The 13778-nt window shown below is 48.8% G+C and carries 11 protein-coding genes; 3 read left to right on the forward strand and 8 right to left on the reverse strand.

The features are described 5' to 3' along the window. Window positions 1-38 precede the first annotated feature (38 nt). Window positions 39-917, forward strand: a complete 879-nt coding sequence (locus NKT06_RS21190; RefSeq protein ID WP_253438997.1) for a helix-turn-helix transcriptional regulator — start codon at window positions 39-41, stop codon at window positions 915-917. Window positions 918-1172: 255 nt separating this feature from the next. Here NKT06_RS21190 and NKT06_RS21195 read toward each other — a convergent pair whose 3' ends face one another. The 6 genes from NKT06_RS21195 to NKT06_RS21220 form a co-directional block, all read right to left on the reverse strand. Beyond that, window positions 1173-2096 (reverse strand): hypothetical protein, encoded by a 924-nt coding sequence (locus NKT06_RS21195; protein ID WP_253439001.1) that lies wholly within the window; start codon window positions 2094-2096, stop codon window positions 1173-1175. 8 nt (window positions 2097-2104) lie between these two features. Further along, a complete protein-coding gene (locus NKT06_RS21200; RefSeq protein ID WP_253439004.1) occupies window positions 2105-3472 on the reverse strand; it encodes a nucleotide sugar dehydrogenase in 1368 nt (455 codons plus the stop codon). 80 nt (window positions 3473-3552) lie between these two features. Further along, a complete protein-coding gene (locus NKT06_RS21205; protein ID WP_253439007.1) occupies window positions 3553-4356 on the reverse strand; it encodes a response regulator transcription factor in 804 nt (267 codons plus the stop codon). 277 nt (window positions 4357-4633) lie between these two features. Next, window positions 4634-6034 carry a glycosyltransferase family 2 protein gene (locus NKT06_RS21210; RefSeq protein WP_253439011.1) on the reverse strand — a complete coding sequence of 467 codons (1401 nt, stop codon included), beginning with the start codon at window positions 6032-6034 and terminating at the stop codon, window positions 4634-4636. Window positions 6035-6056: 22 nt separating this feature from the next. Then, window positions 6057-7265: a HEAT repeat domain-containing protein gene (locus tag NKT06_RS21215; protein WP_253439014.1), complete on the reverse strand. Its 1209-nt coding sequence runs from the start codon at window positions 7263-7265 to the stop codon at window positions 6057-6059. 26 nt (window positions 7266-7291) lie between these two features. Continuing rightward, window positions 7292-9517 carry a hypothetical protein gene (locus NKT06_RS21220; RefSeq protein WP_253439017.1) on the reverse strand — a complete coding sequence of 742 codons (2226 nt, stop codon included), beginning with the start codon at window positions 9515-9517 and terminating at the stop codon, window positions 7292-7294. Between the two features lie 852 nt (window positions 9518-10369). Between NKT06_RS21220 and NKT06_RS21225 the strand changes: the two genes are divergently transcribed. Further along, window positions 10370-11614 (forward strand): DNA polymerase IV, encoded by a 1245-nt coding sequence (locus NKT06_RS21225; protein WP_253439022.1) that lies wholly within the window; start codon window positions 10370-10372, stop codon window positions 11612-11614. Further along, a complete protein-coding gene (locus NKT06_RS21230) occupies window positions 11611-11952 on the forward strand; it encodes a YolD-like family protein (protein ID WP_253439025.1) in 342 nt (113 codons plus the stop codon). Before NKT06_RS21225 ends, NKT06_RS21230 begins: the two co-directional genes overlap by 4 nt. Before the next feature lie 224 nt (window positions 11953-12176). On the opposite strand, the gene glsA is transcribed toward NKT06_RS21230, so the two are convergent. Beyond that, window positions 12177-13118 carry a glutaminase A gene (gene glsA / locus NKT06_RS21235; RefSeq protein ID WP_253439029.1) on the reverse strand — a complete coding sequence of 314 codons (942 nt, stop codon included), beginning with the start codon at window positions 13116-13118 and terminating at the stop codon, window positions 12177-12179. A gap of 141 nt (window positions 13119-13259) precedes the next feature. Then, complete coding sequence (locus NKT06_RS21240; protein ID WP_253439032.1) at window positions 13260-13742, reverse strand: GNAT family N-acetyltransferase; 483 nt, start codon at window positions 13740-13742, stop codon at window positions 13260-13262. Window positions 13743-13778: the final 36 nt, after the last annotated feature.

Consider the following 13778-nt stretch of genomic DNA (forward strand, 5'->3'; position numbering starts at 1 on the left):
CGTATCTACGATACTTATACATTAAAGAGGTGTTCCTGATGACCGAGATTGAACGCATGAAGGAGGACCACCACGAATTTTTGGATATTATATTCTTCACTCCATCTGAATTTGAGAAAGCCGGGGGAGCTTGGCCTATTCGCATTGGCCGTAATATAGCCAAGACCAACTATCATATTGGCCCTCGCACCACACCTTATCACTATTTGTTATTTGTGCTGGAGGGGGAAGGTACATTCATACAGGATGGACAGCGTCATTCCCTTCGTGCCAGGGATGCATTCTGTCTGTTTCCCCATGTTACGCATGAGTACTGGACTGACCCGGAGCATACGTTGCAGAAAATATTTATTGCATTTGACGGTGCATATGCAGCCGAACTGTTGTCACGAATCGGACTTACACCCGACTCACCGTACCGTTCAGGTGTATTAACACCGGAGACTGCAAGTGCCATGCGCTCGTTCATGGAGGATGTTCGTAAACCACAGGATGGAGCGAGCGATCTGGGACGACTCACCCGGTTTCTAAGCCTCTTTGACCGGATAGCCCGTTCCCCTGCAACCAAAGGGTTGCAACCAGATTCTGCCACGTCTTGGCTTCAGAAAGGCAAGGAGTACATGGACATTCATTTTGCAGGCGGCATCTCCGTGGAAGGTGTGTCTGCTCATGCGGGTGTGGATCGGACTCATTTTACCAAACAGTTCCGCAAAGCCTATGGTCTGTCCCCCGTGCAATATATTCAGCAATTGAAAATGAATCAAGCCAAACGTCTGCTCGTGCAGACGCCGCTAAGTTTAACGGAAGTGGCTCATTCCGTGGGTTATCCCGACTTGTTCTCCTTCTCCAAAGCGTTCAAAAAGCAGGTCGGTCTGCCACCCAATCGTTATCGCACAGCGGAGAGCACGAAAGAGTGAGGGAGCGACCTTTCGCTCCCCAGCCTATAATTCAGCCTCGTGTACCACGCTTGTATGCGGTTGTGTACATTGTGCCCTTTATCAAATTACAGTGGATATTGAGTTTCACTCCTGTATATCGTAGTGCTGCAAAATCCATTGCTTAATCCACCACCAAAAAAGGCAAGCCCCATCTACCCGGGACTTGCCTTCTTTCTATACTATAGCTTGATACACATATCATGCAGGAATCAGGAAATTTTCGTTGACGTAACGCTATTTCTGTTTCTCATCCTTGCGCGCAAGTGGAATACCGTTCTCCTTCGCATACCATGCTTCATAATGATGCACAGCCACACCTGCAAAAGAGGAATGGGAAGAGCCTAGATCAAACACCTTGGCCATTTCTTCATTCATGTTGCTAACGGGTTTACGGAAAAAGGTCAGGTGATCCCCTTCGTGTGTATCCGCGAGTTCTGCGCCAATCCAGACTTTCTTGCCGAGATCATCCGCTTCGTCCAGTTCTTCCTTGGACAGATCATACATCTGTTGCCCGCTATCCCGATAAGCCATAATCGCCACTGCATCGAAGTGGGAGATAACCCAGCGGCTGAATGTACCATCACCTTCAGCCGACTGACGGGCATCAAGCCAGAATGGAATGGCAGCGCTCATGTACAATCCGGCGGCCTCTCCCGCTTTTGTCCAAGCCTTCATGTTGTCACTCCACTCCGCAATAACACTGCTCTCTTCGTCTTCCCAGCGTTTCAGCTGATACGGCTCCACATCGAGTTGAATACCTTGGAAACGTTCATTCTTGGCTGAAGCTGCATTGTATGCTCGTACTCGCTCGATAAAAGCAAGCCCTTCATCCCGCTTCTGCTCATAGGCCCAGTCTGCATGTCCATTCAGTCCATGCACTTCAATCTCAGCCTGCCGGGCAGCCGCAATGAATTTGCGGTATGTTGCGTCAGGCAACTCATCCTGAATTTGCAAAAAGATGGTATCCACACCCTGTTCTTTGGAGAAGGCAATAATCTCAGGTGTCTGTTCTGCAATAATGGACGCGTCCCACAGCCAGGTCGCTTTGTGTTGCTCCGTGGAGAACCATTTGAACATCCAGGACAGAAGCAACAGGCACAACACCACAGCCAGAATGGCCCATTTCGCCATCCCTACCAGCTTGCCCTGTTGCCTCATATATCTCCTCAGACGAGCAACGCTTCACTTGGTTCAAACACAGGATGCTGAACCGAGTGACCAATTTTGTAGATGTGCGGATGTGTGTACGAACGGAATGCATTACGTGTATCCAGAATCGGCACACCCATCTCGGCAATATCAAAGTAAGGCAAATCGCTGTGGTTGGTGATCAACACGATGCAATCGTATTTCTTGAACTGTTCCAGATTGAATGCTTCGCTGTGTACCGTCTCCCCATGCTTGTCCTGGAAAGAATCGGCATGTGGATCGTAGTAGCTTACGTTGGCTCCACTTTCCTTGAACAGTTCATATACTTCAAGTCCTGGTGATTCACGCAGATCGGCAATATTCGGTTTGTATGACATACCGAGCAGCAAGATATTCGATTTACGTACAGATTTCGCGTATTCGTTCAGAATCGTTGACGTTTTGTTCAACACGTAATATGGCATGTTGTCATTGGTCGATTGCGCCAGTTCAATGAATTTGCTATAGAAACGGAAACCTTTGGCTTTCCACGACAGGTACATCGGATCAAGCGGGATGCAGTGTCCACCGATGCCTGGGCCTGGATAGAATGGCATGAAACCAAATGGTTTCGTCGCTGCCGCATCAATTACTTCCCAGATATCGATGCCCATACGGTCGCACATCATTGCCATTTCATTCACAAAGGCAATGTTTACACTGCGGAATGTGTTCTCCAGCAGTTTGGACATTTCAGCCACTTTTGGCGAAGATACCGGTACTACGGTTTCTACATACTTACTATACAGTGCTGTTCCAAGTTTCAGGCAAGCTTCGGTTGTACCCCCGATGACTTTCGGTGTATTAAATGTCGTGAAACGTCCGTTGGACGGATCAACCCGTTCAGGCGAGAAGCAGAGGAAATAGTCTTTACCTGCTTCTTGTCCGATCTTGTCCAGTTGCTGCTGGATCAATTCTTCGGTTGTACCTGGATAAGTGGTGCTCTCCAGTGTAATCAGCATACCTGGTTTCATATGCAGTTTGATCTGATCCACAACCGTCTCGATGTAAGACGTATCCGGGTCCTGATTCTCACTGAGCGGTGTCGGTACACAGATACTGAGTGCGTCAATGACGCGCAGCATGCTGTAATCTGTCGTTGGTTGGAACCGACCGCTTTGCATTACTTTTTTCAACTCATCGGACGAAATATCGTGAATATAGGAATCCCCTTGATAGATACTCTCTACTTTGGACGCATCCAGATCAATTCCGATTACCGTGAAACCTTGATTGACCATTTCCACGGCAAGTGGAAGTCCTACGTAACCGAGCCCGACAACGCCGAGTACAGCTTCTTTATTTTCAATCGCATTCAGTAATGTGTGGAATTGTTGATTCTCCATGATATTCCCTCCGGGTAGTGTATTTGATGGTTCTTCAAATCCATGTAAATAGATGGTTGTCTTTTGCTCTTTTTTATCTTCTAATGCAGGCAGCGTCTGATTCGGGCATCCAGCTCTACAGGCGAGAACGGTTTGGTCATGTAATCATCAACTCCGCTGCGGAAACATTGACTAATCGTCTGCTCGACACGTTGTTCGGTCAACACGACAATTTTGGGTGGCTGCTCCATCTCCAGGTTCTGAATATGATGGATGAACGGCAGACCGTCGATACCATACAGATTCAGCTCGGTGAGCACCAGGTCTGGTGTGACCTTCTCGATCAACTCCAGTGCAGCCAGTCCATCAACAGCTTCATAGGTTTCGTAGCCCTGCATCTTCAATCGCAACTGCAGGAATTCGCGTACCGTAGGATCGTTATCCACAATCAAAATGCGTTCCGGCTCGTCCGCTGTATTGTCCAACGTGTAGATATGAATCTCCGACGAATCTACGAGCTTCGAGGATTCAGCCATATGCTGAATGGTTGCTTTCGAAGGGCGCTCACCCTCTGCGAAACTGGCCAGTGTAATCTGTGGATCAGCACCAGGGACGGTCTCTTGCAACTCATGTTTGATCCGAAGTCCTTCATAATGAACTTCATCCAGTGACAAACCTGGCAGCAGGACGGCAATCGCCTGAGTGGCCCCATCCTTCCACACCTGGAAGGCAGTCCCGCTCGTCTGCTCCAGATGTGTCCTGACCTGCTGCTCAGGTTGAGAGTTTCCTGCACAATGGATGAACATTAAGCCGCATGTTTCGGCACCCGTTTCCTTCAATCCCTGTTCTACACTTCGGTACACATTAACGGCAGCCTCACGCTGCAATGTCGCCGTATTTGGCATGTTCTTTTCCACCCTTCTCCTCGATTATCTATATAAGTTCAACTAATTGATATTTACACTGACACTCCGATGACAGAACAGCCTTTCGATCACTGTTATCCCCAGATTTTTTGATTCCTTTATACAAGGGGAAATCCGGGGATAAGCGTATGCTTTCGATGCAGTTTTCTTTCAGAAAGCTTTTAGGTGCACGCTTCGCTTCTTCAGGCTTTTTCTGCCCTCTCCGTTATCGTGTAAATGTCTAGTTGGACATATAATTGCTTTGATTATTCTTTACTTAAGCGGCTTCGCTTGTTTTCTTCTCATCCTCGGACCAGCTTTGACGTGTCATGGTACCCCATGAGTTGTTGTTTTGCATGAACTGCACATGTCCCTGCAATCTCCACAGTACGCCCAGCTGATGATAACCCACGAATTTGAGCGCAGAGTAGACCAGCATTTTGACCAGATCGGAGAGTTTGTTGTAACGCTTGAAAGCAATCTCCTCCAGGACAAGTGCGCCTACACTTAGCAGATAACCACTCACGAAGTTCAATAGTCCGAACAGAACCAGAATCGGCCATTGCGTCATATCCAGAAGCACATATCCGGCGAGAGCCAGAAGTCCGGTAATCCGGAAATATGGGTTGAGCGCTTCAAAAAGGACGTTATATGGCATGGTCACCATACCCATAACCTTATATTTCGGATTGAACAGCATGCCCCGATTCTCCAGCATGTTCTTCAGGTTCCCACGGCCCCAGCGCTTGCGCTGACTGGACAGGATCCGGTAGGAATCCGGTGCCTGTGTCCAGCACACCGCCTCAGGGCAGAAGGCAACGCGGTACTTCAATTTGTTTTCCAGCATATACCGGTGGAGCTTGATGATGATGTTCATGTCTTCCCCGGGATAACCATCCCGGTATCCACCTACGGCGATAACAGCGTCCTTACGGAACATACCGAATGCACCGGAGACAATGATCAGACCGTTCATGTGACTCCAGCCAATCCGTCCGCCCAGGAAGGCTTTGAGATATTCAATCGACTGGAACATGGGCCAGATCTTGCGCGGCAGCGATACATCTTGCACTGCCCCGTTTTCGATTTTGCATCCATTGGCGATCCGTACATCTCCACCGATGGCTACTGTCTCTTCCGGATTCTCCATATACATGCGTGCCATACGGATCAGGGCATCCTTCTCCAGCAATGAATCGGCATCAATCGAAGAGATGAGCGGATAATGGGACAGGTTGATCCCGGCATTGAGGGAATCTGCCTTTCCGCCATTTTCCTTGTCAATGACATACAGATCGGGGAACTCCGGATTATGGTAAATCCCGCGAATTTTCTGACAGGCGATCTTGCCCCGAATCTTCGTATTGGGTACCGGCTTCAGACGGTATTCATCCAATAAAATCTTCAGTGTGGCATCACTGGAGCCATCATTCACAACAATGACTTCATACGTTGGATAATTCAGCGTCATCAGACAGTTCACATTTTCAATAATCGTCAGTTCCTCGTTGTATGCCGGTACCAGCAGAGAAACCGAAGGCACCAGTTCCGATCCTGACAAGGTATTGTATTTCGAATAATGCGACCGGCGGAAGATTGTCCAGATGTTACGGAACGATAAGGCCAGGATGGAAAAATAGAGCGTATTTACAAAAACAACATAGTAGATTGCGACCATGCCGTAGATTAATAATAGATCCCTAAGCAGTGTAATCCCCTCCTACCGTAGCGACACCTGTGCGTTTCTTACTGGTTCTGTTCTCTCGTATAGGGCCAAAATAACGATCATACAGCAGTCTTTTTTTGTTATGAGCAATCATCTGCTCTACAGCTCTGTCATCGGTTCTCGTATGCTGCATGGTACTCTCGATCTGCTGCATCGCAATCTCGCGTTCAGCACCTGTACCTTGTACCGCAGCCTGACACAGCGCTTCAAATCCCGGTTCGCCAAGCTTGCTCAGACTCTCCGCACTGTTATAACGAACTCTCCAGTCTTCATCCCTCAGTGCTTTGCGCAGCAGTGGAATGCTACCCGATGCATGCTTCGAACCGAGTGCTTGCACCACTTCGGCACGAACTTCCGGGTCAGTGTCCTGAATCAGCTTCAGGATCGTCTCATCCCGCAGTGCCGGACTTGCGCTAAGATACAGCTTCACCGCCTCGGCACGTACATCCTGATGTTCGGCTCCTACGAGTCTGTCCAGTGCAGGCATTACTTCAGGCACAGCCTGTCCCCACATTGCAACGAGTCCGACTTTGACAAAATCCGGATTCCGATCTTCCAGCAATTCGATTAGAATTCTGCTGGTATCCAGACTTGTTTCAAGCAGAATATCTGCTGCAAGATGGTGAATTGATTTGCCTTTGTTCAACAGCAACGCCAGCATGTCTTTTAGTTCCCCTTGCCGGATTGTACATCTTGCGATGGAACGACCAATCATAATAGCCATCGGCCCCGGCTTCTCATCCTTCAGCAATTCCATCAAGCCGGGAACGGCTTCTGGACAACGCATGCCACCCAAGCGATAAGCCGCATCAATCTGGCGACCGTAACGCAGTCGGCCTAATTCCTTCAGATCATGCTCTACAAATCCTGCTTCACGGCATAGTGCAATCAATTTGTCACGATATTCACCCTTGAACTGGTCGATCCATTCAATCAGCCTGTCCTGAATAACTCTGCGTTCCAGCGGAGCCAGTTTGCCTGGTGGCAATCTGAGCGGGCTATTCTCGGTCAAGGCCGTTTGCAGATAAGTGAAGTAGTCGCGCTGTTTTAATTCATAGAACGCCGTCTTGCGTCGTTTGCCATTGTGGGACATTTTCATGGCAAACAATAGGATGACGCCTACAACAACGAGTGCGATACAGATGTACAAAAACAGATAGGCCAAAGCCAAACTTGGAAACATGTGAAAAGGTCCTCCTTTATACTCATTTATTCGATCTGAAAACTAGGAATTTTCTCGTAGCTCTTCTTCATTTTTTCGTAGCTAAGCTTCAGCCGTTCACTATACTGCACCTGCTCCCAAGGCTGCCAGCTATATACCGGCAAAGTCTTCAGATCCAGGGTTGTCTGTTCACCCCCAGGCCAAGATACTTTCTTCGTGGCGCGGTCCGTTAACCATGGAATGAGAGTGACACCTTCCACAGCAACTGTGGAGAACTCACGTCCATTCTTGAGCGGTCCATAGTCGATTGCTTGCAGTGAACTCGGATCACCAAACCCAAGCAGCATCCAGGGAATTCGCATCTCCACCTGATTGCCGTTATACTGCCATGCCGTTAATGAATCCGTATCGGACTGACCGGGAGCCGTCGTTCCCCGTTTCAATGTTCCGACCTTTTCATTCATGAATGGATGAGCAGATCGGGTATCCGGCGGTGTCATCCTCAGGCTGACTGCCAGATTCCATGGATGGAACGGATCTGAGGAGTCTTCCTGCTGATCTGGCAACATGTCATATCCTTCCTTGCCGTACAGACGCTGATTAAAGTCATAATCCTTGGCAATCTCCACCTGAGATTCTTCATCCTGCCCCAGTGTAATCACCGTCTCAAGACCATCACTGAGCGTCCGGCCCGGGAGTAACTTGTCAGGCTGACTGCCTCCTGCAAGTGTATCAGTCCCAATTCGTAGCACCGTCTGATCCGGGTCAAAAGGTTGATCCAAGGTAAGCCCAATATACAGATAAGCTTCATCATGGGTCATCTTCATTTCCTGAATACCGTGCACTTGGCCCTGCCAGGTCGTGACCTCTTCATCCTTAAGATCATCCCAGTCATCCAATGATCCATCGATGGTCAACTGTTCCTGTTTACCCGGGTCCATGGCAAGCAGACCAAACATCTTCTCGTTTGTCAGCACGTTCAGCCAATATGCACGGCGATCAGCCGGGATTTCCAGTGGCATTGTGTTCCATGTTTTTTTGAACCACTCATCCTGCCACATGAACACAATGGCTCCCGAGTATCCCTCATCATAGATATCCTGCGTCAATGACGCGTCAATATCTCCCTGCTCTACTTCGTTATGTCCACCCTGATTCCGGCCTCCCATACCCAGATGGGAAATACCAAGAGAAGAAGGTACGCCATACTCTGTAATCATTACAGGCATATCGGAAAACTCGGCTTTGAGTTTGCGCAGATAACTTTTGTACGTGTTGTACTCGCCGTTCTCATCCTTGATGGTTTGGAGCGTTTTATCAATATGGAACAGATCCGGGTAATACGGGTACACATGGTAGGCTGCAAAATAACCTCCCTGCCACGCCTCCGGCTGAATATGACGGGCATCCACACTGACGAGATCCTCTTCATACAGCGGCTCGCCGGGATGATCCAGCACATCGGTAGTTACCCAGTTGGTGAAGGTCATCGGATGCTCCCATCCATACTTCTTCTCCAGAACCGCCGTATGATCCAGCAGCTCTGCGAGCCAGTTCTCAAACGGTGACGCTTCTGGAGTAGCCGAGAAATGAACTCCCTTGTACTGCGGCACGTCCGCATGTTTCTCGTTTGTGTTGTCAACCATCGCCGGGTCCCATTCCGTACCCACATGCCAGGCCATCAGATATTTTCCTGCATTTGTCTTGTATTTGCCGCTGGACTCTCCCTGCTTGGCCGGAATGTCCGCATCGCCATAGACAGCAGATACGGCTTTTTCAATCTCCTGCTTGAACGTCTGCTCAATATGGGCGGCGTAGGCATCCTGCTTCTCAATCAGCTCTTCCTCAGGTGACCATATGCCTTGTATAAAATATAACGGTTGCTCCCGTCCGCGGTTATATTCGACCAATGCGGAGTAGAAAATCGGTTCGTGAACCGTGTATATCCGAATAACATTGGCTCCCAGATCCTCGATCTGTTGGAACCACCGCAAGTAATCCTCTTTGGTCAGCGGAAATTCTCCCGGGTAATGCCCCGGTGATGTTGCGCCCAGATTGACACCTTTGACGAACATCTCCCTCCACGTTCCATCTGGCCCGTATTCCATGAACCGGTCTCCATCCGTTTTGAATTTCATCTCCGTGCCGTTCTCCGCTGTGTACGTAACAAGCTTGGGTTGCATATAGTGCCATCCGGCAAATATCCCGCCGGTCACCACCACTGCGCCTGTCAACACCGTTAATAACCAGCGTCTTCGTCTTTGTCTGCTCATGTCGTTAGATTGCTCACCTCTCTAATATCATCCTGCTTCAACATCGAATGGTCCAACATGAAGTTTACGAATCATTCCGCTTCGGATGTCCGCTTGGTAGAGATGTCAGCGGTGTAGTTCTCACTATAGCGCTAAGACTCTGCATTTGTAACTAGGCTGATGGAAGCAAACATGAAATGGAACATTCTGCCCATGATTCGTAAAAAGCGGCATCAACGGGCACCCGAAAGTCTTCAGGGTACGTCTGATTCCCAAACACTAATATTTGCTAGAATCGCATGAATTATGGACCCTGCTGATCTTGCAATTCTGGAACCTTTATTGTTATGTGCAACGCGGGTACAGGCAACGTTTGCCGTTAGAACGCATACCCCATTAAACGCGAGTTATATTTTAAAGTTGCGGACGTTTTTACAGTATTAACCATAAAGATTACAAAATTGATACTATAGTCTGATAACGCATCAGCGATATTCCGCGTCACATCAAGGTTTTCTGAAAAGTGCAGAAAACCAAAAAAGGACATCAGTCCCCCTCTATAGGACTGTACCATTTATAACCCTTTTACAAAAAGCGAAATGAACGCCCGGTCATCACCCTCAAGTCACGGATCTCTCACATTAAATGTAAAAAAGCACATCTTATTTCCTAATTTCTGACTCTAATATGGCCTTAGGGCAATTGTGTCCAATTTGCAAAATAATTCCGGTTGCCGCATTTTAGATTGTCAGATATGCTTATAAAACAAGAACACCTGTTCCGTACTGTAAATAAACTGTTAAAAAGCGATATTCAAATGAAGATAATCAATGGTGAACAGAGTACCGCATCACGGATAAGGAGAGAAGTCTTATGTCCCGCCAAGACAGACGTGTCATCATGCTGGCTGACTGCCAGTCATTCTACGCCAGTGTGGAGAAGTCTGCACATCCCGAATACAAGGACCGCCCCCTCGTTGTCGCGGGAGATCCGGCGCGCCGTTCGGGTATTATTCTGGCGGCCTGTCCACTCGCCAAGTCCTATGGAATTACAACAGCAGAACGACTGGGCGAAGCGCTCGCCAAATGTCCGGATGTTGTGGTTGTCCGCCCTCGGATGGCTGAATACATTCGGGTGTCCCTTCATATTACACGCATCCTTCAATCTTTCACCGATCTGGTGGAACCGTATAGTATTGACGAACAGTTTCTCGATGTAACCGGAAGCCTGGAGCTGTTCGGCAGTCCCGAGACGATTGCGCGCAGCATACAATCCAGGGTGATGGAGGAGACGGGTGTGTACATTCGGATCGGCATCAGTGATACCAAGGTCGTTAGCAAGATGGCCTGTGACCTGTATGCCAAAAAAGTCCCAGGAGGCATCTGCACGCTGCCTCGCAAAGACCTGCCTTCAACGATCTGGAAGAAGCCTGTACGAGACATGTTCATGGTCGGTTCCCGCATGGCGCAGCATCTCTACAAGATGGGGGTGCATACGATCGGTGATCTGGCCCAGACCCCACTGTCCCGACTCAGAGAACGCTGGGGTGTGAATGGCGAGGTACTATGGCGTATCGCCCGCGGTATTGATGATTCCCCGGTCAAACCCGGGACCTATGCTCATCAGCAGCAGGGAATTGGACATCAGATGACGCTGCCCCGGGACTATGACTCGTGGGAAGATATCAAAGTGGTACTGCTTGAACTGGCGGAACTCGTCAGTCGACGTTCCCGGGACAAATCACTTATGGGCCATGTGGTCTCGGTTGCATGTCGCGGACAGGATTATGATCGGCCAACCGGTTTCTCCCGCCAGATGAAGGTGAATGAACCCACCAACATTACGGATGAAGTATACGATGCGGCAGCAGCCCTGTTCCTGCGCCATTGGGACGGATTACCCATCCGCCGCATCAGCGTGTCACTGACCGGACTTGTACCCGATTCCGAAGTTCAGCTGTCCTGGTTTGATGACCGCGAACGCAAAAGAGAACTGGAACGTGCGACAGATGATATCAAGCGCAGGTACGGAGATACTGCCATTATGCGGGCATCCTCCCTCTGCTCGTCCGCGCAAGCCCATGAACGTTCTCATAAAATTGGAGGTCATTATAAATGAGTAAAAAATTGCAGCAAAACGGTATCTTTGAGTCCTCACGCATGATGCTCCCCGAACACCGGGAAGCCTATATTCTTCATCAGGAACAACTTGCTCCTCGTACCCGCCCATCTCTGGATGCCCAGGCGGCGGAAGAAATGTCCCGGTTACTCAGCAACTCGATGATGCTTGGAGATATGGTCACTATTACGTTGTTTCACGAACATGACGATATCCGTTACACCGGTCAAGTGCTTCGGCTGGACCGTCCTGCCCGTACCCTCAGACTACGGATGGAAGACGGGTCCCGGGATATTCAGATGAACCTCATTACAGATGTGGCGCTAGCCAATGACTGAATCAATCACTGAAGGCGAATATACCCACCTCGATGTTGTGGATGTTCCATGATAGATGCAGCATGGTCGTTACCATGCAGGACTGCCTTCCTACACATCCTGGTGAATACCAAAAGCAGCCGACGAAACATACCCGGGCCATTCACTTCGTTCAAAAGAAGCAAAATATCGGATACGTGATTCATCGGCTACATATAAGGGTATGGCTTTTTTCCGAAAACTTTTTAGAAAAAACTCCAATCAAATTCCTTGGACAGACGCTCGAGCAGATGCACGCCGGCAAGGCTGTTACCTTTGCGATTCAGAGCGGGTCCAATCACTCCAATACCGAATTGTCCTGGTACCAGAGTTAGTATCCCACCGGAAACCCCACTTTTGGCGGGCAAGCCAACTTCAATGGCGAATTCACCTGACGCATTATACATCCCACAGGTCGTCATGAAGGTTTTCGCAATCTGTACATACCGACGAGGGATGAGTTCTTCACCCGTAATCGGATCGGTTCCATCATAAGCCAGAACCAGCGCCATGCGTGCCAAGTCCGCACAGGTCACTTCAATGGAACAATGACGGAAATACACGGCAAGTACATCTTCCACGTCATCCTTGATCACACCATTATGCTTCAAAAAATACGCCAGTGAACGATTCAGGTGACCACTCTCGGACTCAGACTGGAATACATCTTCGTTATAGCCCAACTGATCATTATTCGCGAGCCTGCGGAAGAACTCCAGGATGCGCCGTGATTTCTCCTCTTTGCAATCTCCTCCAACGAGGGAGGACACCGTAATCGCGCCGGCATTGATCAACGGATTGAACGGAATTCCGGGTTCAACCAACTCAAGCTTAATCATCGAGTCGTAATCATCGCCTGTAGGTTCTTTTCCTACATTAAAGAAGACTGCTTCTTCGCCATGATCCATCAAGGCCAGAATTAGGGTGAATACTTTGGAGATACTTTGCATTGTAAATGGCACACCGCAATCCCCCGCCGACACATAATTGCCTTCAGCGTCCATGATATGTATACCCAGCTCATCCTGAGAAGCTTTGACAAGCTCCGGGATATAAGAAGCGACTTTGCCTTGCCCCGTGTGCAACCGACTCGTCTCTAGCCACTCCGGCAGTAAATCATTCAGACGCTCCATGGTTGTATTGCTCATATGTCATCTCCTCCACATCTCTATATAAGCAAGCATCTTGCATGAAATGTGCATGGGTGGGCCCAAATAATTAATGAGTAATGAGCTCCATTCATCTCATGCAAGATGCCTCATATATCTGATTACCCTCAGACATTCCCTTTATCGCTTCATTTGAAGATTTAACTCCAATATCTCACCAGGAAGACCCTCGTAATCACCTGTCCAGGTGGATACAAAGTTCTGTCTGGTCAAGATCCGGCGGGAAGCAGCGTTAGCGGGATCGATAACTGCATAGAGCACTCCGATTCCTGCGGCTTGTGCCTGAATAATCAGCCGGGACGCTATGGAAGTGCCTTGACCTTTGCCCCAATGTTCAGGCAGAATCATATAACCTATTTCAGCCCGGTTCGGGTCTGCCTGGTCCGGAATCAGTTTGGCATACGCCACTCCCGCACCATCTTCGCTAAATACCCGGTAATGTCCACATGTGGAACGCTCATTAAACTCCAGCATGGAATCGAATTGTGTTCTTGCCTCCTGCTCCGGAATTGCCCGTTCTGTAATCTGTTTCATCACTTCCATATTGGAAACCAATGCGTAATAATCATCAAAATCAGGTTGTGTGTATTTAATGAATTTCATGATATGCCTCCTCTGGGGTACATAACTTGGTCTTGC

The sequence above is a fragment of the Paenibacillus sp. 1781tsa1 genome (genome assembly GCF_024159265.1).
Lineage (GTDB): Bacteria > Bacillota > Bacilli > Paenibacillales > Paenibacillaceae > Paenibacillus.

Excerpts from the sequence above, each read along its gene's own strand:
- NKT06_RS21190 (WP_253438997.1), top strand. The coding sequence starts at position 39 with ATGACCGAGATTGAACGCATGAAGGAGGACCACCACGAATTTTTGGAT.
- NKT06_RS21195 (WP_253439001.1), bottom strand. The coding sequence starts at position 2,096 with ATGAGGCAACAGGGCAAGCTGGTAGGGATGGCGAAATGGGCCATTCTG.
- NKT06_RS21200 (WP_253439004.1), bottom strand. The coding sequence starts at position 3,472 with ATGGAGAATCAACAATTCCACACATTACTGAATGCGATTGAAAATAAA.
- NKT06_RS21205 (WP_253439007.1), bottom strand. The coding sequence starts at position 4,356 with ATGCCAAATACGGCGACATTGCAGCGTGAGGCTGCCGTTAATGTGTAC.
- NKT06_RS21210 (WP_253439011.1), bottom strand. The coding sequence starts at position 6,034 with ATGGTCGCAATCTACTATGTTGTTTTTGTAAATACGCTCTATTTTTCC.
- NKT06_RS21215 (WP_253439014.1), bottom strand. The coding sequence starts at position 7,265 with ATGTTTCCAAGTTTGGCTTTGGCCTATCTGTTTTTGTACATCTGTATC.
- NKT06_RS21220 (WP_253439017.1), bottom strand. The coding sequence starts at position 9,517 with ATGAGCAGACAAAGACGAAGACGCTGGTTATTAACGGTGTTGACAGGC.
- NKT06_RS21225 (WP_253439022.1), top strand. The coding sequence starts at position 10,370 with ATGTCCCGCCAAGACAGACGTGTCATCATGCTGGCTGACTGCCAGTCA.
- NKT06_RS21230 (WP_253439025.1), top strand. The coding sequence starts at position 11,611 with ATGAGTAAAAAATTGCAGCAAAACGGTATCTTTGAGTCCTCACGCATG.
- glsA (WP_253439029.1), bottom strand. The coding sequence starts at position 13,118 with ATGAGCAATACAACCATGGAGCGTCTGAATGATTTACTGCCGGAGTGG.
- NKT06_RS21240 (WP_253439032.1), bottom strand. The coding sequence starts at position 13,742 with ATGAAATTCATTAAATACACACAACCTGATTTTGATGATTATTACGCA.